At 41.0% G+C, this 23842-nt stretch carries 25 protein-coding genes; 8 read left to right on the forward strand and 17 right to left on the reverse strand.

The annotated features are described in order from the left end of the window. Nucleotides 1-14: 14 nt before the first annotated feature. From FG28_RS16225 to FG28_RS16240, 4 genes are all read right to left on the reverse strand, one after another. Nucleotides 15-1796 (reverse strand): tetratricopeptide repeat protein, encoded by a 1782-nt coding sequence (locus FG28_RS16225; RefSeq protein ID WP_036384608.1) that lies wholly within the window; start codon nt 1794-1796, stop codon nt 15-17. A 123-nt stretch (nt 1797-1919) separates the two neighbouring features. Continuing rightward, nucleotides 1920-2792 carry a PD40 domain-containing protein gene (locus tag FG28_RS16230; protein ID WP_197062618.1) on the reverse strand — a complete coding sequence of 291 codons (873 nt, stop codon included), beginning with the start codon at nt 2790-2792 and terminating at the stop codon, nt 1920-1922. A 55-nt stretch (nt 2793-2847) separates the two neighbouring features. Continuing rightward, nucleotides 2848-3519 carry an SGNH/GDSL hydrolase family protein gene (locus FG28_RS16235; protein WP_081894438.1) on the reverse strand — a complete coding sequence of 224 codons (672 nt, stop codon included), beginning with the start codon at nt 3517-3519 and terminating at the stop codon, nt 2848-2850. Nucleotides 3520-3643: 124 nt separating this feature from the next. Further along, a complete protein-coding gene (locus tag FG28_RS16240) occupies nt 3644-5131 on the reverse strand; it encodes a S10 family peptidase (RefSeq protein WP_036384612.1) in 1488 nt (495 codons plus the stop codon). A 143-nt stretch (nt 5132-5274) separates the two neighbouring features. Between FG28_RS16240 and FG28_RS16245 the strand changes: the two genes are divergently transcribed. Beyond that, nucleotides 5275-6426, forward strand: a complete 1152-nt coding sequence (locus tag FG28_RS16245) for a Gfo/Idh/MocA family protein (protein ID WP_036384614.1) — start codon at nt 5275-5277, stop codon at nt 6424-6426. Nucleotides 6427-6560: 134 nt separating this feature from the next. Beyond that, entirely contained in the window at nt 6561-7376 is an 816-nt protein-coding gene (locus FG28_RS16250; RefSeq protein ID WP_036384616.1) for a hypothetical protein, read from the forward strand. 49 nt (nt 7377-7425) lie between these two features. Here the strand turns inward: FG28_RS16250 and FG28_RS16255 are convergent, their stop codons facing one another. The 5 genes from FG28_RS16255 to FG28_RS16275 all read right to left on the reverse strand — a co-directional run bounded on the left by FG28_RS16255 (nt 7426) and on the right by FG28_RS16275 (nt 11577). After that, complete coding sequence (locus FG28_RS16255; protein ID WP_051947423.1) at nt 7426-8559, reverse strand: serine hydrolase; 1134 nt, start codon at nt 8557-8559, stop codon at nt 7426-7428. 16 nt (nt 8560-8575) lie between these two features. Continuing rightward, entirely contained in the window at nt 8576-9166 is a 591-nt protein-coding gene (locus FG28_RS16260) for a hypothetical protein (RefSeq protein WP_036384618.1), read from the reverse strand. 102 nt (nt 9167-9268) lie between these two features. Then, a complete protein-coding gene (locus FG28_RS20245; RefSeq protein WP_051947425.1) occupies nt 9269-10084 on the reverse strand; it encodes a LytTR family DNA-binding domain-containing protein in 816 nt (271 codons plus the stop codon). 60 nt (nt 10085-10144) lie between these two features. Further along, on the reverse strand, nt 10145-10909 hold the full coding sequence (locus FG28_RS16270) for a TIGR02757 family protein (protein WP_036384619.1): 765 nt from the start codon (nt 10907-10909) through the stop codon (nt 10145-10147). Between the two features lie 5 nt (nt 10910-10914). Beyond that, nucleotides 10915-11577, reverse strand: coding sequence for an ABC transporter ATP-binding protein (locus FG28_RS16275; protein ID WP_036384626.1), 663 nt, complete (start codon nt 11575-11577; stop codon nt 10915-10917). A gap of 155 nt (nt 11578-11732) precedes the next feature. Here FG28_RS16275 and msrA point away from each other — a divergent pair, with 155 nt between their 5' ends. Genes msrA through FG28_RS16290 form a run of 3 tightly spaced genes read left to right on the forward strand, consistent with a single transcriptional unit; the run spans nt 11733 to nt 13232 of the window. Further along, nucleotides 11733-12293 carry a peptide-methionine (S)-S-oxide reductase MsrA gene (gene msrA / locus FG28_RS16280; RefSeq protein ID WP_036384628.1) on the forward strand — a complete coding sequence of 187 codons (561 nt, stop codon included), beginning with the start codon at nt 11733-11735 and terminating at the stop codon, nt 12291-12293. Between the two features lie 2 nt (nt 12294-12295). Next, on the forward strand, nt 12296-12895 hold the full coding sequence (folE, locus tag FG28_RS16285; protein WP_036384629.1) for a GTP cyclohydrolase I FolE: 600 nt from the start codon (nt 12296-12298) through the stop codon (nt 12893-12895). Between the two features lie 40 nt (nt 12896-12935). Next, nucleotides 12936-13232, forward strand: a complete 297-nt coding sequence (locus FG28_RS16290; protein ID WP_036384631.1) for a hypothetical protein — start codon at nt 12936-12938, stop codon at nt 13230-13232. Between the two features lie 81 nt (nt 13233-13313). Here the strand turns inward: FG28_RS16290 and FG28_RS16295 are convergent, their stop codons facing one another. From FG28_RS16295 to FG28_RS16330, 8 genes are all read right to left on the reverse strand, one after another. Then, complete coding sequence (locus FG28_RS16295) at nt 13314-15572, reverse strand: TonB-dependent receptor (RefSeq protein ID WP_036384632.1); 2259 nt, start codon at nt 15570-15572, stop codon at nt 13314-13316. 45 nt (nt 15573-15617) lie between these two features. Further along, on the reverse strand, nt 15618-15956 hold the full coding sequence (locus FG28_RS16300; protein ID WP_036384633.1) for a hypothetical protein: 339 nt from the start codon (nt 15954-15956) through the stop codon (nt 15618-15620). A gap of 54 nt (nt 15957-16010) precedes the next feature. After that, nucleotides 16011-16526 carry a DUF6787 family protein gene (locus FG28_RS16305; protein WP_036384637.1) on the reverse strand — a complete coding sequence of 172 codons (516 nt, stop codon included), beginning with the start codon at nt 16524-16526 and terminating at the stop codon, nt 16011-16013. 31 nt (nt 16527-16557) lie between these two features. Beyond that, entirely contained in the window at nt 16558-17004 is a 447-nt protein-coding gene (locus FG28_RS16310; protein WP_036384639.1) for a DUF6146 family protein, read from the reverse strand. 74 nt (nt 17005-17078) lie between these two features. Next, complete coding sequence (locus tag FG28_RS16315; RefSeq protein WP_036384641.1) at nt 17079-17720, reverse strand: DUF937 domain-containing protein; 642 nt, start codon at nt 17718-17720, stop codon at nt 17079-17081. Nucleotides 17721-17786: 66 nt separating this feature from the next. Continuing rightward, the gene (locus FG28_RS16320; RefSeq protein ID WP_036384643.1) at nt 17787-18740 is read right to left on the reverse strand and encodes a D-2-hydroxyacid dehydrogenase; all 954 of its coding nucleotides are present in this window, start codon (nt 18738-18740) and stop codon (nt 17787-17789) included. A 76-nt stretch (nt 18741-18816) separates the two neighbouring features. Next, nucleotides 18817-19881, reverse strand: coding sequence for a 3-phosphoserine/phosphohydroxythreonine transaminase (serC, locus tag FG28_RS16325; protein ID WP_036384646.1), 1065 nt, complete (start codon nt 19879-19881; stop codon nt 18817-18819). 72 nt (nt 19882-19953) lie between these two features. After that, the gene (locus FG28_RS16330) at nt 19954-21000 is read right to left on the reverse strand and encodes an acyl-CoA reductase (protein WP_036384648.1); all 1047 of its coding nucleotides are present in this window, start codon (nt 20998-21000) and stop codon (nt 19954-19956) included. An 85-nt stretch (nt 21001-21085) separates the two neighbouring features. On the opposite strand from FG28_RS16330, the gene FG28_RS16335 reads away from it, so the two are divergent. From FG28_RS16335 to FG28_RS16345, 3 genes are all read left to right on the forward strand, one after another. Beyond that, a complete protein-coding gene (locus tag FG28_RS16335) occupies nt 21086-21439 on the forward strand; it encodes a 4Fe-4S dicluster domain-containing protein (RefSeq protein ID WP_036384649.1) in 354 nt (117 codons plus the stop codon). Nucleotides 21440-21713: 274 nt separating this feature from the next. Further along, the gene (ychF, locus tag FG28_RS16340) at nt 21714-22808 is read left to right on the forward strand and encodes a redox-regulated ATPase YchF (protein ID WP_036384654.1); all 1095 of its coding nucleotides are present in this window, start codon (nt 21714-21716) and stop codon (nt 22806-22808) included. Between the two features lie 67 nt (nt 22809-22875). Continuing rightward, a complete protein-coding gene (locus tag FG28_RS16345) occupies nt 22876-23778 on the forward strand; it encodes a DMT family transporter (protein ID WP_036384656.1) in 903 nt (300 codons plus the stop codon). The last annotated feature ends 64 nt before the right edge of the window (nt 23779-23842 follow it).

Here is a 23842-nt window from a genome sequence, read left to right on the forward strand (position 1 = left end):
TGCTGTAAGTAGTATTAAACGGTCCACTCATGTGGTGTCTCTGGCTCATAGCTACAATAGGTTCCTGTTTTGATGGAATTGGCCAAGTGCTTGGCCAGTTGGGGATGTACTTTTTCAATTTTTTTGATGGCATTCCGGATTCGCCATGTTACTGCTGCCCTTGCTTTTTCATTGGAAGAGCCTGTCTTCCGAATTTTATTGGACAACCCTGTTACTTTTGACAGGTGCTCTACCAAGGCCTCATACTCTTCTTTAAATTGATCGGCCTTTTGATATAGTCCCATTTCCTCGGCATCGGAAATGTCTGCTTTTAAGGAGCGGATTTTTTCTTTGTACTCTTTTAAAGCTTGGTCATCAATTATGGACGTTCCTACAGTTTCAAGGACCACACCCATAAGTTCGGTGCAATGCAATTGTGACTCGGGCTGTTCCAGTAATTTGGAAATGTCATGCAGCCCTTTGCAATCTTTTATGGCAACAGATAAATCCAAATACGAGAGTTGCCATAAGTCCCCATTATGGATAAATCTTCCTTTTGAAACAGCACTTGCCCGTGGAACACTGGAGGTGGTTTTCATTGGGGAATCTCCTAGTTTAAACTCCCAAAACGGTTCCAAATTACTTTTTACCTTATAGGGGTTGACCACTTTTTGCCATTCTACTGCCTCTTTATTGGTGGCCTCTTTTCCTTCATTGATATTTTTTTTGAAAAGTTCCAGATATTTCTTCCAGTACAGATTCATCTGTTCATAAAGGGAGAGATGGTAATAGGCCGCGGCCAAAAATGCAGTGAAATCGGTCCAAATAGAAATATTGGCTACTTTTTCCCCTAATGCTGTGGCTCTTTTGTAATCTCCTTTTTCAAAATAGATTAGCATGCCGATGGGCAGGTAGGCTTCGGGATACAACGGATTTAAATTACGGGCCTTGATGTACAGTTCTTCGGCTTCCTCTAAATACCCCAACCATACCATACAATTTGAAATAAGAATGAGGTTGTCAGCATCATTTGGATTCATCCGCAATGACTTCCGTAGAAGATGTTCAGACTTGTCATAATCGCCCAAATACAAAAAAGTCCTTCCCAAAACTGCCAATGAAACGTAATCGTTTTCATCCAATTCAATGGCCTTGAGGGCGTAATCGTGAGCTCCTTTTTGGCTTACTTCCCAACGGTCCCACAATTGGCAGCTCCATTCATTGAAATAGGAAAGGGATATTCCGGTGTAAGCCCTGGCAAACAAGGGATCTATTTTTAAGGCGGCTTCAAAATAGTTGCGGGCAATCAAATCGCTCTCAACGGTCCCTTTTTTTAATTCCTTTATTCCTAGAAGCCAATTTTCGTAGGCAGCGAGTCCTACAGATTCCTTTTTGTAAGAGTAGGAAAGAAGATCATGCTCTATCTGTTGTTGCAGAACACTCACCATTTGTTGCGTAATGATATCCTGGGCATTGAGTACGGTTTCCAAAGACTCGTCATGGTTTCCGGCAAAAACCACTCTATTATCTTTGGTTCTTATGAGCTGAACCCCAATTCTATACCCTTTTTCTATTGGCCTAAAACTCCCCGTTATGAGGTAATCCGCTCCCAACTTTTCAATGGAATCGGTGTCCGAAATATCAGAAATACCCATTGTAGAATATTGGGAAATTACTGAAAGGCCATTAAACTTCGAGAAATTAATAATCAAGTCTTCGGTAAACCCTCTTATAATAGGGCTCATAGCATTTTCTACCCCATTAATCTGAAAGGGCAATACTGCAATTGTAGTCTCCTTATTACCAACCAGTTCCACCTAAAATACAATTGAAAGTCAAATATACAAAAGATCGCTTACCAAGAATAGAACATAAGGTATGTCTCCTATTTTTTGTACGCTTTGGGGATGAACGTTTATAAATGGTCAATAATCCTGTAACTATGGTTGAAACTGCAAGGGATTTATTTCAACCTTGTATAACCTGCTGTTTCCATTTTCATAGGAATTGAGAAATTGAACCAACGATTTCATAGTATGAATTGGCCCATCAGGATTTGTGACTCTTCGGCTTGTAAAATACAACATGTTATTGGCCTCATCCACAAAGGGGCAATAATCCATTTGTTTAGAATTGATGGGTTGGGGCAGGGGTTTAGCTTTGGACCATTCGCCTGAAGCGTTTTTAAAACTAATGTACAAATCGCCGCTGCCTTGTCCATCTTTACGGTTATACCCTCCAAAAATTAAATAAGTTTCTTTTTTTGAAATGTAGGCATTGTATTCGTAGCCTTTGGAATTAATGTTTTCATTCAAAGAGATAGGTTCCAAGTAGGTTCCATTTTTGAACTCACTGAAAAAAATATCATCTTCTCCCTTGGACTCAGGTCGGTCACCTGTATAATAGAAATTACCATTTTCGGCCACGGCAGGATAAAACTCATTGTGTTCTGAATTAATGGGTTCTCCCATATTGATCGGTTTGGACCAGGCCGATGTTTTTGAAAACCGTTCCACATACCAAATATCGTAATCCTTGGTTTTGGAAATGGAATCATGCAGGGGACGGTTTGACACAAAATAGAGCCGAAGCCCATCTGGAGCTAAAAACGGTTCCATGTCTTTGTAAGTTCCCGAAAAGGGAGCAATTGTTGGTGTATTCCATTTGTTGTCCGTTTTGGCAACGATTGAAATCACCGAAACATCTTCAGTCTGGGATTGAATGGTAAAGTAAGCCTCGGAATCGGAAGCATCCATGGTAAAGTCCCTGACTTTGTCAAATTCTTTTAAAACCTCAATTGCAGGATGAACCATTATCTCATTTTGGCCAAAAGCAACTAGAGTACAAATAGAAAAGACAAAAAAGAGACTACTTTTCATTTTTGACAACTTGTTCGATAGCTTTTTGAACCAATTTTTCCATTTCGGCATAGCCCGCTTTGGTCAGATGGACTTCATCTGTGGTCAATGCTTTGGGAAGCCCGTTACGATCATCGGCCATTTCCGAGAAATAATCCAAATACATTACACCCTCTTCTTCGGCCATAGCCTTAAGCATTGTATTGAGTTTGGGAATCTTTATATTAGGCTGTTTGCCTGGTCGCCACGGATAATCATAAGCGGGAAGCACCGAACAGACAATGGGAAAAATGTTATTGGCCTTTGCCAGTTCTACCATGGAAAGCATATTGTCCCGAATTTGTTCCAAAGTCATGGGGCCTGTATTGCCCGCAATATCATTGGTACCCGATAAAATAACCACGATTTTCGGTTTAAGGTCAATAACATCTTGTCGGAAACGAAGTAGCATCTGCGGTGTGGTCTGTCCACTGATTCCGCGATTGATATACGAATTGTTTTTAAAGAAATCCGGGTTGGCATTGGACCAACCTTCGGTAATGGAGTTGCCCATGAAAACGACACGGTGTTCATTTTCCGTAGGAGCGGATAGCTCAGCATTTGCCTTTTTATACTTTTCCAAGTTGGGCCAATCTTGCGCTGCGGATTTGTTCGGATTTAAAAGTGCTAACAGTGAAGCCATGGTCCAAATTACAGTTTGTACTTTCAAAATGTCAGTTTTTAGTTAAAATTAATTGTGCAGTTGCTGTAAATGTAAATAAAAAAGGCAGGTTATTTAACCTGCCTTTTTTCCATCATTAACTTTATTAGTATTTAGCACTCTTCCCATTGGTCTGGGTTCTAAGAATAAAGTCCCTGATATCATCATTAGCCTTTTGAAGATCCTCTCTTCGCAAATACATCATGTGTCCAGAGCGATAGCCTTTAAAATCAAAACGATCTTTCATGCGTCCACTGGGGTCTACTTGAGACATGGTATATTTGGCCGCAAAGTAGGTACAGGCTCCATCATAATAGCCAGATTGCACCAAAACATTCAAATAGGGGTTTTGGGCCATCGCTTGGCGGAGATTATCTCGAACATTGTCATCATCGTTGTTCCAAGGATGAACCGGACCGAACATGTTATACTTAATGTCTGTTTTGAATCCTAATTCTTCCTGTAGGTAATAATTTATCGCAGGAGTAAAGCTGTGCAGCCAAGAAGTCAACTCAGGAGAATAGTCTGGGCTGTCCCCAAAAAGTTGCCTGTCAATTCCCAAATAGCGGCTGTCCAATCTACCTATAGTGTACCCTCCTTTATCTTTTAAGAGCGCCTTCCAGAAAAATTGGGTGGGCACAACCAAATTGTGGTCAATAATGTCCTTTTCCTTCAATCCTGTATAATAGGCCATTTGTTTGGCAACTTCGTTCCGTTCCGCATCTGGAATAAACCCTCCTTTGGCAATGGCGGGCAATAGCGTGTTTATGGTATACTCCTCAACTTCCGGTAACACCTCCAGCAAATCCTTGCTCTGCAATGCTGCTGGTAATGTCTTATGATGCCATGCAGCAGCAGCAAAATAAGGAAGGTTTAAAGCGCTTGAAACCGGGTCGTTGTCACGGAACACCTTATAATCAGCAGGAGATACCATAATTACCCCGTTTAAATACATCCACTGCTGGTTTTGCAATGCCAAGGAAAGTCCCATTACACGGGTTCCTCCATAGCTTTCTCCGACAATGTATTTTGGAGACCTCCAGCGATTGTTTCGGGTTACAAAGGTGTTCAACCATTCTGCCAAATATTCGGTGTCTGCATTTATTCCAAAAAACTTTTCACGCTTCACTTCTTCCCCAGTTTCGGGAATGGTTCGGGAATATCCAGTGTTAGCGGGATTCACATATACAATGTCGGTCACATCCAACACAGAGTAGGGGTTATGATCCACACCATAAGGTTGAACGGGATAACCTTCATTATCAATTTTAAGGATTCGAGGACCTGTGTAGGCCAAGTGCATCCAAACAGAACCCGAACCGGGACCACCGTTGAAGGAAATCAGCAAGGGGCGTTCGGCTCTGTTTTTAACATTGTTTCTAGTATAATAAGTATAGTGAAGCGAAGCAATGGGCTCCCCCATTTCATCCCATACGGGTTGGGTACCTGTAGTGGCTGTATAGTTAATATTTACTCCTTTTATGGTAACTGAATGTTGGGTCGTTACCGTGGTATCCACCGGGAGTTTTCTGTTTTGGGCAATGGTAAGGGAAGCGCATAAAACCATGCTTAAAGCAAGATAAATTTTTCTCATAGTATTAAGTTGAATTAGTCTATCGCTAAAAGTAAGTATTTTGAAAGTTCTTTTTTTGTTAAAAGAATGGTAAAACCCAGGAAAAAGCTGTGCATATCGGCATAATTCTTAATTTTAAGACACACTGACTAAACATGGTATCAATGAAAAACTTATCAAGAAGAAATTTTAATTCTCTAATGGCTAAAGGCATGGGAACAGCCGCCATTATGGCAACCACACCATTGGCTTGCGCCATGGGCAGTGGACAGGACAAAAAGAAATTGGGAATTGCCCTAGTGGGTCTTGGTAGTTATAGTACTTACCAATTGGCTCCCGCACTACTGGATACCCAACACTGTTATCTATCAGGGATTGTAACAGGAACCCCCGAAAAGGAAAAAACATGGGCTGATAAGTATAACATTCCAAAGAAAAATATCTACAACTACCAGAATTTTGATGACATAGCAAAGAACGATGATATTGATGTGGTCTATGTGGTACTTCCGAACAGCATGCATGCCGAATTCTGCATACGTGCGGCCAAAGCCGGAAAACATGTCATCTGCGAAAAACCTATGGCAGTAAGTGTTGAGGAATGCGATGCCATTATCAATGCCTGCAAAGAAGCGGGTGTAAAACTCGGTGTTGGATATCGATTGCAGTCTGAGCCGTACACCAATGAAGTAAAGCGTTTTGTGCGTGAAAAAACGTTTGGAGATATCAGGTATGTATCTGCGGATGCCGGATACCATTCTGGCGGAAATCCAGACCAGTGGCGTTTGAACAAGGAACTTTCTGGAGGTGGGGCCTTATTGAATATGGGTGTATACGCCATTCAAAGTGCCATTTATGGCTCTGGGCAGAATCCCATTTCTGTTACTGCCCAAGAATATAGCACCCGTCCAGAATATTTCAAGGACACCGATGAGACCATTACGGCCCAATTTGAGTTTCCAAACGGAGCAGTGGGAAATATCATGACTTCCCATAACATTAGCGCAAACAGTATGTATGTGTCGGCAGAATCAGGATGGTTTGAATTACAACCGGCCAATAATTATGGCCCGCTTAGCGGAAGAACCTCAAAAGGGGATGTGATTGAGTTCCCTCATGAAAGTCAACAAAAACTACAAATGGATGATTTTGCCAAACATGTACTTTTTGATGCTCCCAACATTGCCCCAGGTGAAATGGGCAAACGTGATATGATCATCTGTGAAGCCATTTATGAATCCATAGCGAAAGGTGGACAAAAAGTTATGCTGGACTTGGAACCCGGATACGGTTTTGGCGGATTGCCAACATCCTGAAAAAATTAAAGCTTCCAAGGGCTGATTTTGAAATAAGTCACTCATAACCAAAGTCTAGCATTCAAAAAAATAACGTTTTCAAGAGGTAAACTATCAGAATTTTAGTTTTTTTGTAATAACAAATCTTATGTATTATGAAAAAACTTATAATTCCTACGCTGGTCGTGCTGTTTCTTGGCTGCGACAAAGAAGATTCGAAAACCCCAACCAATTCAGAAGCTGTTGTTGATGCATTAACAGAGTATGTTATTGTAAATAAAGTGTTTCAGGATATTGGCAACAACAACGGAGATGTTGTTTTATCTGCTGAAAGTACTACTTCCACGGCAAAATCCAATTCAGTGGAGAAAACTGCACAAGATGTTGAAGTAACTATATCACCTGCCGATTTTGTAACTTTTCCAAAAACCATAACCGTGAATTTTAAAACAGGTGTTTTGGGCAAAGATGGTATTACCCGCAAAGGAGAAATCACCATTGTTTCCACCAATTGGTATAGAGAAACTGGAAGCATTCATACCGCTACTTTTACGGATTATTATCACAACGATTACAAAGTTGAGGGAACTCATGTGGTTGAGAATACGGGTGAAAATTTAGATGGAGATTTGGAATATAACGTAGTTATTCAGGATGGGAAAATCACAACAAAATCTGGTGCGTTAATTGAATATCAAGAAAACTCGACCAGAACATGGATTGCTGGAAGCGAAACACCGTTGTATATTTGGGATGATGAATATATATGGGAAGGTTCGCAAACAGGTACAAGTTCCAAAGGTTTGGATTATTCCTTGACCACTGAAGAATCGTTACATTTTGTATTGCTTCCGCGGAGTATTAAATCGGGTATCCTGGACGTAGATATCGCCAATATTAAAGACATCAAAATAAATTACAACAATTCCACAATCACCATTTTGGGAAAAGAGTATCCCTTTACAAAATAAGAATGCTTGCATAGAAAGAGGACCTATAACTAATCTCTCAATAGGTCTTCTATTCTGTCATTGCCAAAAAAATCTTGTTCCGTATTACTTCAAGCTTTCTGTGCAAAGGACTGTACGTTACCGTTCCAATATTGATGGCAACGAACATGTATCGGTCAGTTTCAGGAAAATACCGAAGTTCGCAACCTGCGCCAATTCCTCCTCCTGAGTGTCCATAATAGGGATGTCCGTTAACCTCACCATGACCCAATCCAAGTCCGTAGGCAGGTTTTCCCTCTTTATTTTTAACCCAGGTCATCATCATGTCCAGAGTGCTTTTTTGAAGTAATTTCCCTTCTAACAATCCTTTTAAAAACTGTATGGCTTCAGAAGTGGTGGTAACAATTCCGTCATCCCCAACCATATAGGTTACGTTTTGTTTTTGGATGTGAGAAATGTTTTCCAAAATCCCATCACTGTAGCGGTCCCAATAACTACTTGCCAAAGTCTCATTCCAGAGCTTTTCATCAGATATACGGTAGTAGGTATGCTGCAAACCTAAAGGTTTAAATATGCTTTCTTCAATAAAAGAGGTATGGTCACCAGTAATTTCATCGGCTATCATTGAGAGAAGTACATAGTTTGTATTTCTGTATGAGTATCGGCTTCCGGGATCAAAGGTCAATTTTTTCCCATCGACAAATTTGATATAGTCCACAGCCGTAAAAGCAGTCTCTGGATTTTGGAGTAAAGTACTTGCATACTCGGGGTCAAAGTTGTATTCTGGGATACCGGAGGTATGGTTCAACAGCATTTTAATAGTGACTTTATCCGCTCTATCCACCATGCTGGACACTTCTTGAGCTAAATATTGGGTTATGGGTTCATCCAACTGAAGTTTGCCTTCTTCGTAGAGTTTAAGAATCGCCACAGCCATATAGGTTTTTGCCACGCTTTGCAGGTAGTGCAAATGGGTATCCTTCATTTTGCGTTGTACCTCAATATTGGATAATCCTTCACTTTGCAACCACCAGCCATCTTTGTCCAGTATAGCCAAACTGACCCCAGGACAACCATACTCTACCAATGATTTTAAATAAGGTGATATTTCAGTTCCCTTGGGGTGATTTGGATTGGATTCTATCTGGGACCAACCAAAATAATACCCACTAAGTAAAAAGATGTATATAGTTATATGTTTCATGACGTTGTTTTATGTTTTAAAAATGTACACGACTTCCAAGTTCCATCAAAGTAAAGGGAACCAAGGGCATACTTTCATTGTAATTGGTAGCCAATAAAAATTGGTAGTTGGCAAATGGGGAAACATAAGTGCCTTCGCTATAGGAATCGTATCCCAATCCAATTCCAATGGGCACCACAAACATTCCTTTTCCTTTTTTGCCTATATTTTTCCATCCATTTTTCGTGGGAATATACCCGTCTTTGGGACGTTTGGCGTATAAGTAACCCACCCCTAACTTAATTTCAGAAAATGCATCGTCAACCATGTTGGGCCGCCACAAGGCTTGGGTTTGAAACAAAAGTCCACCGCCAACCGTTTTGTTGCCGTACCAGATCATTTTGAATTGTTGCACCCAGTTTCGGTTTCCATTATAGCTCACTTCGGTACCCAATCCAATCCCTATATTTTTAAAAAGGGACTTTTTGTCTTTAAAGGGAAGGGATAGTGAGTGAAATTCTATGCTAATGATTAATGGAAAGTTTCTGTGATTTCCTTCATCCCTCTGAGCCAAACTGGATTGAACCATCAAAGTGCACAAAACAAATGCTATAAATACTGTTCTCATTTTTGATTGATTTGATGGTTCAAAAGTAGGAGGAGAGAAGAGCAGCGGTCAAGGAAAAACTTGGTCTTTTCCTTGAAGTGTAGTAAAATTTAGGTTGAAATGTCAGTCAGATGTCCGAAACCAGCGCTTAAATGCAGGTGCCTTGGTGCGACTTACTGGGATTTCTGACGGAAGTGCACTTTCTTCTACCAGAGAAACACTGATTTTCCCATTTTCAAGCTTAATGAATCCCATAATTTGATCTCGGTGGGCAATAAATTGCCGGTTGAGCCTAAAAAATAGGTTTGATGGAAGCTCCGATGCAATTTTTTCCAGTGGAGTGTCCAAAAAATACTGTTTTCCATCCATGGTATACAAAACCACATATTCACTTTCTACGGAAAAGCCCGTAATGTTTTCAAAGGGAATCCTGTTCTCATTTTTACCCTCACGCACTAAAAAACCAGTTTGCAGTTTTTGTTTTTCCAATAATACTTGTTGTGCTGTTCCTTGCCATTGATAGTAATAATGAATCATTACATAAATGGCATTGATGAAAAAGAACCAAATGGCAATAATAAAGAGGTCGTAATTGTAAAAACTGGAATGGGCCCATTTCCCTTTCACAATAAGGCTGGAAAGTTCGGTCAAAAAACTGATGATGAACAGTCCTGCAAAGGTGGTGAGCAAAAACTGTAAAGTAACGCGTTTTGCAAATTGTGTATAAACTATCTTTTTATCGAGCCACAAAATAATTCTCCGCACAGCAAGCCAAGCCGCATAACCAATTAGTGTATCTAGTGTATAGGTAAAAGCAAACCACCAATCGAACTTTACATTGGCGTAGGTGAGATAGTAGTTAAAGGCACTGATAAATGGAATGAGCACCAAAAAAAGGGGAATATCTGGATAATATGGTGACTTTCTATTTGATTCCATAGTACTTTACCGTGGATAAAAGTAAACTATACGCTGAAATTTAGAAATATGAATTTTAAATTAGAACTTTTCAAATACCCCAAGTCCAAACAGTGCAAAATCATATTTTACCGGGTCGATTGGGTCGAGTTTTCTTAGTTTTTTATCCAGTTCTTGTAGTGCCTTGGCATCGTTTTGTTTCCGTTTGAGCAGCTTTAGTTTTCGGGCTACATTACCTGAATGTACATCCAACGGACAGGAAAGTTGGGACGGACTTAAACTTTTCCAGATACCAAAATCAACTCCGGTACTGTTGTCACGGACCATCCAACGCAAAAACATGTTAATGCGTTTGGCTGCAGAACCTTTGTTGGGGTCAGAAATATGTTTTGTGGTTCGTGGCAAATGAGGGAGTTCAAAAAATACCTCTTTAAACTTGGAAATGGCAGACTGCAAGGAATCCTTTTCTTGATTTTTACTGAAAATAGATTCCAACCCACCATGATTTTGGTAGCTATTTTTCAAACTTCGCAGAAAATAGTGCAAATCCAGCCCATTGAACGTTCGATGGACAAAAGGAATTAATTTGTCCAGATCACCTTCTGAATTATTTATAATGAAGTCATGCGGTGCATTGTCCAAAAGCTCCATTAGTCGAGAAGCATTGTTGATAATACTTTTTCGATTTCCCCAAGCAATGGTCGCGGTTAAAAAACCACTGATTTCAATATCCTCTTTTTTGGTAAATCTATGCGGAATTTGAAGCGGGTCATCTTCCAAAAATCGGGGATGGTTGTACTGCACCACTTTTTCATCCAAAAATTCCTTTAGCTCCGACTGGGTCATTTTAATTAAGAAACGATGAGACCATCCACCATGGTCAATTTTCGGTCGGCCATATCGGCCAATTCAAGGTTATGGGTCACAAGAACAAAAGTTTGTCCAAATTCGTCCCGTAGCTTAAAAAATAGCTTGTGAAGGTTATCCGCACTTTCCGAGTCCAAATTTCCACTGGGTTCATCGGCCAGAACTATGGAAGGCTTGTTCATAAGAGATCGCGCCACAGCCACACGTTGCTGTTCACCTCCAGACAGGGCATTGGGTTTATGGTGGTACCGGTCTTGGAGTCCCAAAAAATCCAAAAGTTCCTTTGCCCGTTTTTCGGCTTCTTCTTTAGGTGTTTTTTTGATGAATGCCGGAATACAAACGTTCTCCAAGGCCGTAAACTCTGGCAACAATTGATGAAATTGAAAAATAAAACCAATATGTTCGTTCCGAAACCGGGCCAAATTCTTATCATTTAACGCAGTTACATTGGTGTCATTGATGAAAAGGGTACTTTCCCCAGCATTTGAAGGCGAATCCAAGGTGCCCAAAATCTGTAATAGCGTGGTTTTACCAGCTCCTGATGCTCCAACAATGGAAACTACTTCTCCTTTTTGAATCTTCAAATCAACACCTTTTAAGACCTTGAGGTCTCCGTAGTTTTTTTGAATATTTGTGGCCTTTATCATGAAAATACTTCTCGTTGTGAAAATACGGATTACAGCTGAGTGGGCAAAGATGTACCTTTCAAATAAGTTTTCCAATGGTATTACGACTATTTGCAGAAGAATAAGTATTTGATTCAGATGGTAGAATCACAAACTTTGTTTAACTTTGAAACTTAATGGATAAACAAAACAAATCAGTACTAGAGACCGCCATATTCGCTGGCGGTTGTTTTTGGTGCACAGAAGCCGTTTTTCAGCGACTCAGTGGAGTAGAGGAAGTACTCTCCGGTTATACGGGAGGTACCATTAAAAATCCAGCGTATCGGGAAATTTGCACAGGAAGGACAGGACATGCAGAGGCGATAAAAATTACATTTGATCCCTCAAAGGTCTCCTATGTTGAATTGTTGGAGGTGTTCTTTGTCACCCATGACCCTACCACTTTAAACCGACAAGGTAACGATGTGGGTACCCAATACCGAAGTGAAATATTTTATACATCCACCCAACAAAAAGAACAAGCCGAAGAATTTATTGCCCTTTTGGAAAAAGAACGCATCTTTAAATCACCCATTGTAACGGCCATTTCTGAGGAAAAACCCTTTTATTTGGCAGAGGAAGAGCATCAAAATTATTACAATGACCATAGGCAACAACCGTATTGCCAGTTTATCATTGACCCCAAAATTAAAAAGCTGAACACTCATTTTTCAAAGAAGTTAAACACCACTAGTTAAATATGTCACCATACCGAAATCTGGAAGAGTACAATATTGAAATCACCAACGAGGTAAAAGAACATTTCTCCAAAATTGTGGATGATATTGGGGAAGACGTAACTCGAGAAGGCCTTTTAAAAACCCCTGAACGTGCCGCAAAGGCCATGCTGTTCCTAACCCAAGGGTACAAACAGAATGCAGAGGAAATCCTAAAAGGGGCCATGTTCGCAGAAAGTTATGATGATATGGTGATCATTAAGGATATTGAGGTGTATTCGCTTTGTGAACACCATATGCTGCCATTTTTTGGAAAGGCACACATTGCGTACATTCCAAACGGACATATTGTGGGACTGAGCAAAATACCCCGTGTGGTAGATGTATATGCCCGAAGATTACAGGTACAGGAGCGCTTGACACATGATATTTTGGAGTGCATCAATTCCACCTTAAAACCCAAAGGTGTTGCGGTGGTGATTGAAGCAGCCCACATGTGCATGATGATGCGTGGAGTACAAAAGCAGAATTCTGTGACCACAACTTCCGGTTTTAGGGGTCAGTTTGAAAAGATTGAGACTAGAAATGAGTTTTTGAAACTTATCAGTTCTGATTTGTCCTAAGGGATTTTCCCATATCGAGCAGATTTCCTAATTTTCCTGAATGGCAGAAGAGAAAGACCCAAAGTACCGTAATCTCTTTTTGGGATTGTTGCTTGACGGCATAGGAATGTTGTCTTTTATGATTCCTGGAATAGGGGAGTTCTCCGATGTAATCTGGGCTCCAATTGCGGGCTGGCTCATGACCCGTCTATACAAAGGAAAAGTTGGCCAAGCTGCCGGTTTAATTGCCTTTGCCGAAGAATTAATTCCGGGTATGGATGTTATACCAACCTTTACCCTCACTTGGATTTACACCTATTTGCTGAGCAAAAAGAAAAACCTTCCTGTAAAAGATTAAACCTATAATTGGTAAGATTGAGCACAGTCGAAACCTCTTTATTGTGAAATAATTGAGTTCTCGACTGCGCTTCTATTTCTGTTATAATCCTATGCTTAAATTAAAAGCAATGTTTCTTCCAATATTAGCTATGCCATCAGGCTTTAGACGAGACAGGTGTGAGATGTAGGTCTTGTCAAAAATGTTATTGCCACTTATTTTGTACCCTACATTTTGCTCAAAAATCTTTATTTCCCCTCCAAATCCCATGTTGAACAGACTATAGCTGGAGGTTGGCGTTTCAAAAGCGGCCACTCTATTTTGGTCAAAATAAGATTGTATCGTTGCAAAAGCGTAGCTCTTGGATTTGGTTCCCTTGGTAGTATTCCATTCTACTCGCAGTGTATTGTTCCAACGATTGGCAGGAATTAGGGGAAGGTCTGTTTTATCTTCCAATTCACCAAAAACCATATCAAAATTACTTTCAAAATGCAGCCAATCCAGAGGGTGCGGATGTAGGTGGAATCCAAACTCACCACCGTACAATTTGGCATCTTGTTGTTCAAAAAGATAAATGGGGTCTCTCTCCCTAAATGCACCAGTGGGTTGAAGGTAAATGTAATCGCTTATAGTATTATAGAAAGCATTGGCGTACACTTCTATGTGCTGGTTTCCATATTCCATGGCAAAGTCAACTTGGACATTTTGTTCACTATCCAGTTCTTGGTTGCCAATTTCAACCCGGTTGGCGCCGCTGTGTAGCCCGTTTGAAGTAAGCTCAGATAAATTCGGTGCTCTAAATCCAGTGGCCAAATTCAATCGGAACAAGATATTATCCGTTAAATCTGCCCGATACCCCACTGCTGCATTAAAACTGTTGAAATTCTTATCTAAAGAAGGAATGTACTCCTCATCACCTTCAATACCACTTTCTTCCCCGTTTATAGATCTTAGATCATATCGCAAACCAAACTGCAGGTCACTTTTATTGAAATGGATATGCGAAGTGGCCAAAATTCCAAAATCATTGGTGATGGCACTGGGAATCAACACCTCTTCTCCGAAATTTTCATTCTTCTGGTGCATCCCCTGAATCCCAAAAATGGTAGTTATGCTGCCCCATTGTGGATTGTATTGAAGGTTGTAGCTGAACGTGCTCAGGTTCATATCCAACGAAGGGCCCTCTTCTTCAAGTTCCTCTTCTTCATGTTCTTCACCTTCTTCCTCATGGTGATGTTCTTCAAACTCTTTCCTATCATTGAAAATATAGCCAAAAGTGGCCTCCAAACTGGATTTTTTAAAGAAAAAATTGGTTTTAGAACTAAGGATATGTGTCGCAATCTCTTGATTGGGCAACAAAGGTTCTCTTTGATTATCCTGTACACCAATTTCTTCAGGAATCCCCAATTTTGAAAAGTTATAGTTATAGCGGAGCTCGGTTTTAAACTTACTGACTTGGTATGCCACTCCTGTTTTTAAATCGGCTTCGTTGAAACGGGAGTTGGTAACCCCAGTACCATCGCCTGTTTCGTAATCGGCATTGGAAGCGTAAGCACCTCTGGCCAAAAACTTGAGTTTCTCTCCAGATGTTTTCACTCCGGCATTGGCTCCATACCCCAACGTATTGGTGAAGTAATTGAGGTTGACATCCCCTGAGGTTTCCCCTGGCAATTCAAAACTCTCGGGATTTAAATAAAGCACACCCCCCAAAGCATCAGAACCATACAACAAAGAAGCAGGGCCTTTTATGACCTCTACACTGGAGATACCGGCATCGTTGATACCCAAACCATGCTCACCACCAAATTGTTGGTTTTCCAAACGAACTCCTTGAGTGTATACCAAAACACGATTAAAGCTAAGTCCGCGAATTACAGGTTTGCCAATACCCACCCCTGTGGATACTGAAGATACTCCGGCAATATTGGAAATACCATCGGCCAAGGTCATGGCACCATTACTCTTTAGTTCCGCGATGGATTTCTGCTCCACTTTCATCACATTCTCACGTTGCAGTTTGTGAAATGGTGTAGAGAGAACCACTTCGTCAATTTCTATGGCCGATGGACCCATTGCATAATCAAAAGTGTTGGTCCCAGAATTGATGTCCAGCGAAATGGAATACGTCTCGTATCCCAAATACGATATGACCAGTTTGTAAGTGCCTTCTGGAAGGTCCTTCAGCAAATAATTTCCATTGGCATCCGTGACAGTGCCTTTTTCCAATTGAGGGATATATACAGAGACTTGTTCTAAGGATTGATTGTTTTCTGAATCTGATATGTTTCCGCTGAGGGTGTTCTGCGCATGTATAAATAAGGGAGTCAATGCCAAAAGCATTGAAATATAAAATTGTTTCATTTGATAAATAATAAGTTATTAGAATGTTCTAACCTGGTATATCTATTATGAAACTTGTGGGGGGCCTCTTAGGGCTTGGTACTCCTTTTTGTGGGATTTAAAATGGTAAACAAAAAAGGTCTGTGGCTGCCCAAACTGGGGAGCTTCCACGGGAGTGTAGATAAATGAAGAAGGAAAGAAGACCTTGGATGCCAAGGTGAAATCATGGAATTCACAGTGAATATCCCCATCATGGATGTGTTTGTCGCCATGTGAAACACATTTCTTTTCTTGGGTGTGCCCGTGTATGGCGTGGGCAAGTTTTATCGCAGAAGGGGTCAGTATCCCTATCGTTAATACGAGGGATACATAAATGGCAATACGTTTATTGAGAAACGAGGTCATTCGATTCAAAGATAGGTCAGCTCTTTTGATTTCATGTGTTAAGAAAACCATAAACTATGGAAAAAGGAAGCCCAAGCCCAATCGTTTCAGCATCTTTTTCTCAAATTCCCAGAAGAATTGGAACTGTCCAAAAAACCATCCGATTACAATCAATATAACTTGGTAAATGGGAAAAATCAAGAGGATACGGGCAGTCCAATATAGAAACCCATTGACATTGTCTCTTCCAAGGCCAATCCATTCGGTGAGGGGGCCGGCCAGTTTTCCTGCCAAACTCCCGGTTATGGCAAAGACGATGAAAATGGCTATCATTTCCCATTTATAGGAGACCTTCCATCTATTCTCCAGTTTTTTAAAGCACCAAACAAAAAATCGAACCAAAAGGAAATACAGCGTAATGGCAATCACCGAGACGAAAATCCATTCCCAAATGGTATTGTTGAGCCCGAATAGGTGCAGTAACCGCCTGGCAACGGTGTAAGAAGTAATCATAACCAATGCCACGCCCAAAAAAAGGTGTGTAAGTTGCCAGTTTTTAGAAATCTCCCAGCGCTTTTTTATTTTCTCCATCGGCTAAATGTTCCGATGCAAAATTAAGCTATTAAATTCTAGGGACGAAAGGACCCAAGCGTTGATTGTATTTCCGCTGGAAATAAATGAAGTAATTGTAGAGCTTATAATTCACTTCATAGCCATAATCAATATTTTGATCATAGTTGATTTGCATTTCATACAGATTGGGATTGTAGCGGAGTGGTTGCATCACACGCTGGTTCCAATTGGTAACCATGATGGCATTTCGGTTTTCCAAAAAACTTTGGGAATAATAGCCTTCCGGTCTGGCAATACTGTTCAGCCAAGTGTAAAAACCAGGTTCAATGATAATGATCTCATACTCGGTTTCATCATCCTTAATTTCCACTTCCTGCTCATCATCGGAACTAAAAACAGCCTGTTCCTCATTTGAGATATCCAACGCTTCCTTTTGAGCGGTGCAGGAGAGCAAAAGTGAGAAAATAAGCAGTACAGGTAAAATTCTCTTTTTCATAATCTTAAGATACAAAAAAAGCCATTTGAAATTTCAAACGGCCTTGTTAAATAAAGTTAAGGTCTTTTCTGCGGTTATTTGCCAAAAAGTCCGCCAAGTATACCACCCAGGCCACTTTTTTTCCTGCCTCCTCCGTTCAATACCATTCCGGCCAAGTCATCCATAACGCTACCATCTCCATCTGAATCCAAAAAGGTTTCAATCAAAGATTGCTGCTTTGCGGCTGTTCTTCCGCCGCCCATTAGTCCGCCCAACAACCCGTTAAGGCCATCTGGACTGCTTACATTTTGTTGACGTGTCTGTTTGCCCAAATAACCCAGAATAATGGGCGCTGCAATTTTTAGAATTTGGGAGATGGTACCGGCATCAATCCCCGATTTGCTACTGAGCGCATTTTCTACCTGGGGTTGCTTGGCACCAAAAACATGGCCCAATATTCCCGCTCCGTCATCCATTACGGATTGGTCCACACCACCGCCAAAAAGACCTCCAAGGTCATCTAAAATACTCCCATCATGTTTGGAGGATAGCGCATTCATCAATCCCTGCGCTCCACCTGGTGTGGAGGCATTTTTCTTCATGGCACCCATTAATAAGGGCATGGCCATACTCAAAACTTCGGCTGTCTTGTTTTCCGGTTCCCCAGTTTGGTTGGAAACACCACTGATCAATTGTTTGCCCATGGGGCTATTGAGTAAATCCAATAATCCTGACATTTTCTTATGTGTTAAGGTTAGAAGAACAATGTACAAAAAAGAAGCCCTTTAACCCTTATGAAGAGCCTATTTTAGCAGTTTAATAACCTGGGATGCCAATTCCAATCCGATTCGCTCCTGAGCTTCTTGTGTGGAGGCGCCAATATGGGGAGAGAGCGATATTTTAGGATGCATTAGTATTTTTATTTCTGGATTTGGTTCGGATTCGTAGACATCCAATCCGGCAAAGGATACTTTGTTGTTGTCCAAAGCATCCACCAAAGCCACTTCGTCCAGTACACCCCCACGGGAGGTGTTGATGATTCCAACACCTTGTTTCATTTGATCCAACTCTTTTTCACCAATAACATATCCATTTTGGGCGGGGACGTGCAAACTTATAAAGTCTGATTCTTTCAAAACCGTTTTTAAATCGCTGTTTGTTAGTTTGAATTCTACCGATTGTCCATCAAAAAATAAAACCTTGACTGTTTCCTTTTCAATATGATGGTCGGTGAACAGTACCTTCATGCCCAATGACAAACCCATCTTCGCAGTGGCATGTCCAATAGAACCAAACCCAATGATGCCCAAAGTCTTGCCTCGGAGTTCACTTCCGCTGGCATAACTTTTTTTCAATTGTTTGAATTTGTGATCACCCTCCAAGGGCATATCTCGATTGGAGTTGTGCAAAAAACGGATACCGGTCAACAAATGGGCAAAAACCAGTTCGGCAACAGATGCTGCGGAAGCAGTAGGGGTGTTAATGACATGAATTCCCTTGGATTTGGCATAATCCACATCGATATTATCCATGCCAACGCCAGCACGCCCAATTAGCTTGAGGTTAGGACAGGTGTCAATCAGTGATTTCCTGACTTCAGTGGCACTCCGTACCAACAAAGCACTAATGTTGTTTTTATTGATGAAATTTACCAACTGCTCTTGGGCAACTCTGGTGGTAATGACCTCAAAGCCTACTTTTTCCAAAGCATCAACTCCCGATTGGGCCAATCCGTCATTTGCAAGTACAACTTTCATAGGGTTTCACTCTTAAAAAATAATGCAGGATGTCAACCGAAATCAGAAATCCGACAACTGATAACTGATAACAAACCTACCCCTTCTTTTCCAATTCACTCATAATATCCACCAAAACCCCAACACTTTCCAAAGGCATTGCATTGTACATGGAAGCTCTATACCCTCCTACGGACCTATGCCCATTGATTCCGCTTATGCCCGCCTCTTTGCACATTTCATCAAATGTATCTTTGAGTGCATCATCGGTAATGTTAAAAGTCGCATTCATAGTGGAACGGTCTTCCTTGGCCGCAAAACCTGAAAACACAGGATTCAGTTCTATTTCAGAGTAAATAAGGCTTGCTTTACGTTCGTTGATTTCCTCAATGGCAGAAATTCCGCCTAAGTCCTTCAACCACTGTAGGGTAAGCATGGAAACATATACGGCAAAAACCGGAGGTGTGTTGAACATACTGTCTTTGCTTACATGCACAGCATAATCCAACATGGATGGAATTTTTCGGGAAACCTTACCTAAAACATCCTCTTTCACCACAACCAAGGTGGTTCCAGCAGGACCCATATTCTTTTGGGCTCCGGCATAAATTAAGTCAAATTGGGAAAAATCGAGCTGTCTTGAGAAAATATCCGAACTCATATCACACACCAGAGGAACATCGGTCTTTGGAAACTTCTTGATCTGTGTTCCAAAAATGGTATTGTTGGAAGTCAAGTGCAGGTAATCCAAATCTGAGGGTATTGCATACCCCTTTGGAATATGGTTGAAGTTTTGTTCTTGGGAAGAGGCCACTTCCACGATTTCACCGAACAAACGGGCTTCTTTGATGGCTTTCTGACTCCACGTACCCGTATTCACATATCCCGCTTTTTTATCCAAAAGATTATAGGCGGCCATTAAAAACTGCATGCTGGCACCGCCTTGAAGAAACAGGGCTTGATATCCTTTTCCTTCCAATCCAAGGAGCTCTAGGGCAAGGGAACGGGCCTTTTCCATTATAGTCACAAATTCCTTGCTTCGGTGTGAGATTTCTATGAGTGATAGACCAATGCCGTCCAATTCCAGAACGGCTTCGGAGGCTTTCTGCATTACCTCTTTGGGCAAAATACATGGGCCTGCGCTAAAATTGTGTTTTTTCATTTGCTAGGTTTGAGTGGATAAAGGTCTTAAAAAAACTTGGATCTAAAAACGATTCAAACCAAAGGTTGAACCCTATAGTTTTAGTAAAAACTCCATAGTGTCCACACCATCGGCGTAATCGTTGAGTTGGGGCTTCTGTGTTTCACCAAAAGGAATGTCATCAGCACTTTTACGGTTTGAAACCACACACTGGATTTGTTCTTCATTTTCGGCAAGATGCATGCGTAACTCCTCCTCAGATGTATAGTAGGAATAAAAAAGAGCAGCAATTGGGGAAGAAAAGCCTTGATCTTCCTTTAAGATCAAAAAACCGTTGTCCCGAAGTTTAAAATTGCTCATTAAATATACCGCTTTATTATAATCGTAATTATTGGCATATTTATGTTGATGGATTATCGCCCCAAACTCAAAAATTGCCTTGAAAAACGAATCAAAATCATAAGTTGTAGGCACATAGATCTTGGAGACATTGCGGCACCCCAGTCCATAATACCTGAAAATATCTTCACCAAGAGCTTTGAGTTCTTTCTGGGTTTCATTTCCAGTAAGCACCGCCACAGAGTTTCTATTTTTTCGGATAATATTGGGCTTCTTCCCAAAGTAATATTCAAAATAGCGACTGGTGTTGTTGCTGCCAGTTGCAATAACGGCATCAAAACCTTCTAATTTCCCCTCAGTGAATTTAATCCGTTCCGCAAGCAAAGGCTCTTGTTCAATTAAATATTGGGCAAGAAAGGGTAATAATACCTTGTCATTCGATGAGAGTTTGGCCAAAACCTTGTTGCCAAAGCACAAAACACACAGAAAATCATGGAATCCAACCATGGGGATATTTCCGGCCATCACTATCCCAATGGTCTTTGGTGCCCCGCTATTTTCAAAATTATAATTGGACAACCATTGTTTCAAGTTATTTTCAGTCAGCAATGCTGACCACTGTTTTAGTGCAAAAAGGATGTTTTCACGGGTAAACCACGCATTTTGTTGCTGCGATTTGGTAATAACAACCTCAAAATCGGAATGGGTATCGGATGGGTTTTCATAAGAATATTCACAAAAATCCGTTAGATAATTTCCAAGTTTAACAAAAGCTTCCAATATTGGGAGATGTGCGGTCATTATATTTGTATACTAATTTGGTAGGGTTTATTTTTGCCAAAAGTAAGCATGCTGAAATAATTCGGCACAATAGAAAAAGAAAATTATGGCGATTATCATAACTGATGAATGTATAAACTGCGGTGCTTGTGAGCCAGAATGCCCAAATACTGCAATTTATGAAGGTGCGGATGAATGGAGATATAGCGATGGTACTTCCTTAACGGGCGACGTGGTGCTTCCCAATGGAAAAGCGGTGAATGCCGATGACGTACAGGAACCCATTAGTGATGAAATATACTATATTGCTCCAGATAAATGTACAGAATGCATGGGCTTTCATGAGGAACCCCAATGTGCTGCGGTTTGTCCCGTGGATTGTTGTGTTCCCGATGAAGATCACGTGGAGAGCGAAGAAGTCCTTTTGGGCAAGCAGAAGTTTATGCACCCAGACGGGTAAGCAATAAAGTTTAAGTATTTTAGCCCCGAACGTGTTTCGGGGTTTTTTTATGAAAAAAGAAAAAGCATACAATGGATTTTGGAAACAGCTGGGCTGTATACTCTCCCTTTTGGCCATTTTAGGTATAGCCGCCGTTTTTATTATTGGCTTCTATTTGTTGATCAATGGATTTTAGGCCCCTAAAACAAAACTTCAACTTATATTTGCAGCCGGAATTCAGACCTCGGACTTCAGATGTCTGAAATCTGACAACTGAAATCTTAAGTAAGAGCCAATGAAAGCCGGTATTGTAGGATTGCCCAATGTAGGAAAATCGACTTTGTTCAACTGTCTGTCCAACGCAAAGGCACAGAGTGCCAACTTCCCCTTTTGTACTATTGAACCCAATATTGGTGTGGTTAACGTACCTGATACCCGTTTGGAAAAATTGGAGGAGTTGGTCAATCCTGAGCGTGTGGTTCCTGCCACGGTTGAAATTGTGGATATTGCCGGTTTGGTGAAGGGTGCCAGCAAAGGGGAGGGGTTAGGAAACCAGTTTTTGGGAAACATCCGTGAAACCGATGCTATTTTGCATGTGTTGCGCTGTTTTGACAATGATAACATTGTACATGTAGATGGTTCCGTTGACCCTATCCGCGATAAGGAGACCATCGATATGGAGCTTCAGTTGAAGGATTTGGAAAGCGTTGAAAAGAAACTCGATAAGGTAAAACGTGCCGCCAAAACCGGAAATAAAGAAGCTCAAAAAGAAGAAGCCGTTCTAAATGCCTTGAAAGAAGGGTTGGAATCTGGAACATCGGTACGGGCCATACAATTCAGTGACGATGATAGAGCGGAATATGTAAAACCCATGCAACTTATTACCGATAAGCCGGTGATGTACGTTTGTAATGTTGATGAGGGAGCTGCTACGACTGGAAATGCTTATGTTGAAAAAGTAAAAGAAGCCGTGGCCAACGAAAATGCGGAGGTCATCTTTTTAGCGGTCGGTACTGAAGCTGACATCACTGAGTTGGAAACCTATGAGGAGCGTCAACTCTTTTTAGAGGATTTAGGGCTTTCAGAACCGGGTTCCGCCAAATTGATTCGTGGTGCTTACAAATTATTGGATTTGGAAACTTATTTTACCGCCGGGGTCAAGGAAGTACGCGCATGGACCATTCCTGTTGGGGCCACTGCACCCCAAGCCGCAGGAGTCATCCACACCGATTTTGAAAAAGGATTCATCCGTGCCGAGGTCATTGCGTATGATGACTATATTAAATATGGTAGCGAGACCAAAGTAAAAGAAGCTGGCCGTATGCGGGTAGAAGGCAAGGAATACATCGTTAAAGATGGTGACGTCATGCATTTTAGGTTTAATGTCTAGCGCTTGGGCATTGTAATTCACTCTTTTTCAATATTTTTTTGAAAACACCTTGATGTAGCTTTATCCCATGTCAACAAAAGGCCTGGGCATTTTATACGGAATATTGGGGGTAGTTTTGTTCTCCTCAAAGGCGGTCATGGTAAAACTGGCCTACCAATATCAGGTGGACACTTTGGACCTGCTTATGTTCCGAATGTTTCTCTCCCTGCCATTCTATATTCTTATTCTTTTTATCATACGAAAGAAGCGTCCTTCCGTTGAAATCAGGACAAAAGATTATCTATGGTTGCTCGCCTTTGGCTTTGTGGGTTACTATTTGGCCAGCTATTTTGATTTCTTGGGCCTCAACTACATCAAGGCAGGATTGGAGCGCATCATTTTATTTGTCTATCCCACTATTGTGGTGTTTTTGGGATGGTTATTTTTTAGGGAGAAAATAACAAAAGTACAAACCACGGCCATCATCATTACCTATATGGGTGTAGTGGTCACCTTTTGGAACGAATTAGAAATCGCGGGAAATGAAGCTTTGATAGGAGGATTTTTGGTTTTGTTGAGTGCCATTACCTACGCTTCGTATTTGGTGGGTAGTGGTTGGTTGATTCCCAAGTTTGGGGTGCTCCGGTTCACCTGCTATGCTATGATTGTATCCACCTGTTGCATTCTGATGCATTATATTTTCGCTGGCGATTGGGACTTGTTCCAGTATCCACTCCCTGTTTATGGGTACGGATTCGCTATGGCCATTTTTGCCACTTTGATACCTTCATTTCTGGTCTCGGCCTCGATTGAACGCTTGGGCGCCTCCAACTTTTCCATTTTAGGTAGTTTAGGTCCTGTGTCCACCATTTTATTGGCCTACGTTTTTCTTGCTGAAAAACTCACGTATTGGCAATTATTTGGAATGTTGATTGTGATTTTTGGGGTCACCTATCTCTCGCTGAACAGAAAAAGAAAGGCCTTGCGCTAATTTATATTAACAATCATACCGTTTTCTTTGTTGATTACTTTCTGCCGCCAATACTTTTATTTTT

This window comes from Muricauda sp. MAR_2010_75 (assembly GCF_000745185.1).
In the GTDB taxonomy this organism is placed as follows: domain Bacteria; phylum Bacteroidota; class Bacteroidia; order Flavobacteriales; family Flavobacteriaceae; genus Flagellimonas.

Excerpts from the sequence above, each read along its gene's own strand:
- FG28_RS16275 (WP_036384626.1), bottom strand. The coding sequence starts at position 11,577 with ATGATAAAGGCCACAAATATTCAAAAAAACTACGGAGACCTCAAGGTC.
- FG28_RS20245 (WP_051947425.1), bottom strand. The coding sequence starts at position 10,084 with ATGGAATCAAATAGAAAGTCACCATATTATCCAGATATTCCCCTTTTT.
- FG28_RS16315 (WP_036384641.1), bottom strand. The coding sequence starts at position 17,720 with ATGTCAGGATTATTGGATTTACTCAATAGCCCCATGGGCAAACAATTG.
- FG28_RS16250 (WP_036384616.1), top strand. The coding sequence starts at position 6,561 with ATGAAAAAACTTATAATTCCTACGCTGGTCGTGCTGTTTCTTGGCTGC.
- FG28_RS16320 (WP_036384643.1), bottom strand. The coding sequence starts at position 18,740 with ATGAAAGTTGTACTTGCAAATGACGGATTGGCCCAATCGGGAGTTGAT.
- FG28_RS16305 (WP_036384637.1), bottom strand. The coding sequence starts at position 16,526 with ATGGAGAAAATAAAAAAGCGCTGGGAGATTTCTAAAAACTGGCAACTT.
- FG28_RS16235 (WP_081894438.1), bottom strand. The coding sequence starts at position 3,519 with ATGGCTTCACTGTTAGCACTTTTAAATCCGAACAAATCCGCAGCGCAA.
- FG28_RS16290 (WP_036384631.1), top strand. The coding sequence starts at position 12,936 with ATGGCAGAAGAGAAAGACCCAAAGTACCGTAATCTCTTTTTGGGATTG.
- msrA (WP_036384628.1), top strand. The coding sequence starts at position 11,733 with ATGGATAAACAAAACAAATCAGTACTAGAGACCGCCATATTCGCTGGC.
- FG28_RS16310 (WP_036384639.1), bottom strand. The coding sequence starts at position 17,004 with ATGAAAAAGAGAATTTTACCTGTACTGCTTATTTTCTCACTTTTGCTC.
- FG28_RS16260 (WP_036384618.1), bottom strand. The coding sequence starts at position 9,166 with ATGAGAACAGTATTTATAGCATTTGTTTTGTGCACTTTGATGGTTCAA.
- folE (WP_036384629.1), top strand. The coding sequence starts at position 12,296 with ATGTCACCATACCGAAATCTGGAAGAGTACAATATTGAAATCACCAAC.
- FG28_RS16295 (WP_036384632.1), bottom strand. The coding sequence starts at position 15,572 with ATGAAACAATTTTATATTTCAATGCTTTTGGCATTGACTCCCTTATTT.
- FG28_RS16230 (WP_197062618.1), bottom strand. The coding sequence starts at position 2,792 with ATGGTTCATCCTGCAATTGAGGTTTTAAAAGAATTTGACAAAGTCAGG.
- FG28_RS16300 (WP_036384633.1), bottom strand. The coding sequence starts at position 15,956 with ATGACCTCGTTTCTCAATAAACGTATTGCCATTTATGTATCCCTCGTA.
- FG28_RS16345 (WP_036384656.1), top strand. The coding sequence starts at position 22,876 with ATGTCAACAAAAGGCCTGGGCATTTTATACGGAATATTGGGGGTAGTT.
- FG28_RS16270 (WP_036384619.1), bottom strand. The coding sequence starts at position 10,909 with ATGACCCAGTCGGAGCTAAAGGAATTTTTGGATGAAAAAGTGGTGCAG.
- serC (WP_036384646.1), bottom strand. The coding sequence starts at position 19,881 with ATGAAAAAACACAATTTTAGCGCAGGCCCATGTATTTTGCCCAAAGAG.
- ychF (WP_036384654.1), top strand. The coding sequence starts at position 21,714 with ATGAAAGCCGGTATTGTAGGATTGCCCAATGTAGGAAAATCGACTTTG.
- FG28_RS16330 (WP_036384648.1), bottom strand. The coding sequence starts at position 21,000 with ATGACCGCACATCTCCCAATATTGGAAGCTTTTGTTAAACTTGGAAAT.
- FG28_RS16335 (WP_036384649.1), top strand. The coding sequence starts at position 21,086 with ATGGCGATTATCATAACTGATGAATGTATAAACTGCGGTGCTTGTGAG.
- FG28_RS16240 (WP_036384612.1), bottom strand. The coding sequence starts at position 5,131 with ATGAGAAAAATTTATCTTGCTTTAAGCATGGTTTTATGCGCTTCCCTT.
- FG28_RS16245 (WP_036384614.1), top strand. The coding sequence starts at position 5,275 with ATGAAAAACTTATCAAGAAGAAATTTTAATTCTCTAATGGCTAAAGGC.
- FG28_RS16255 (WP_051947423.1), bottom strand. The coding sequence starts at position 8,559 with ATGAAACATATAACTATATACATCTTTTTACTTAGTGGGTATTATTTT.